The following is an 867-nucleotide window of genomic DNA, read 5'->3' on the forward strand; positions in this document are numbered from 1 at the left end:
GGCGAGAGGCGAGAATATTATCTCTTTGCAGGGACAAATCCTGTCAACACCTTCAAGAGCAATAATTCCATCAATTAACGACCAACACCCACCTCTCGAAAGGTGAAGCGTTCTAGTTACCTCGAAGGACGAAGTCCGTTCTAAATTCTCGCAGGGCGAAGCCCGGTCTCGGAGCGAAGCGTTCTAACACGCAAAAAGCCCGTTGCGTCAGCTACGGGCTTTTAAAACGACGAAAGCCTAGTCGTAAGACTAGGCTTTCTGAGTAAATGGCGGACGGCGGGGACGCCTAGTCTGGGGTTGCAGGCAACCGGGACTCGTTGGTCGAAGAGCAAAATAACCTGATAGAAACGAAAAGACCTCAGCATTTCTGCTGAGGTCTGGAATAAGTGGCGGAGCGGACGGGACTCGAACCCGCGACCCCCGGCGTGACAGGCCGGTATTCTAACCAACTGAACTACCGCTCCGCACTGGTTAGACTCTTGAGTCTAAGTTTTTTGCTTTCAGACTTTCCCTTAATAAAAAGGTCTAAAATCTAAAAACAGAAAATGAACCTGGCGATGTCCTACTCTCACATGGGGAAGCCCCACACTACCATCGGCGCTAATTCGTTTCACTTCTGAGTTCGGCATGGAATCAGGTGGGTCCAAATCGCTATGGTCGCCAAGTAAAATTCTTTACATTTTGTTTTAAGCTCTAAGCAAAGCTCAAAACAAACAGTAAATGGTGCTGATACCCAGACTCGAACTGGGGACCTCATCCTTACCAAGGATGCGCTCTACCACCTGAGCTATATCAGCATCAAGATGTCCCTTCAGGACTAAAAAAGCCCGTTTTTTCAAACGGGCTCTCTTATAAATTTAAAGCCTG

At 48.2% G+C, this 867-nt stretch carries 2 tRNA genes and 1 rRNA gene; all 3 read right to left on the reverse strand.

Annotation, left to right across the window (positions count from 1 at the left end):
* Positions 1-387: 387 nt before the first annotated feature.
* The 3 genes from RH46_RS05015 to RH46_RS05025 all read right to left on the reverse strand — a co-directional run bounded on the left by RH46_RS05015 (position 388) and on the right by RH46_RS05025 (position 797).
* A tRNA-Asp gene (locus tag RH46_RS05015) sits at positions 388-464 on the reverse strand.
* A gap of 85 nt (positions 465-549) precedes the next feature.
* Positions 550-665 (reverse strand): 5S ribosomal RNA (gene rrf / locus RH46_RS05020).
* 56 nt (positions 666-721) lie between these two features.
* Positions 722-797 (reverse strand) — tRNA-Thr (locus tag RH46_RS05025).
* Between the last annotated feature and the right edge of the window lie 70 nt (positions 798-867).

Source organism: Vibrio brasiliensis LMG 20546, assembly GCF_000189255.1.
In the GTDB taxonomy this organism is placed as follows: Bacteria; Pseudomonadota; Gammaproteobacteria; order Enterobacterales; family Vibrionaceae; genus Vibrio; species Vibrio brasiliensis.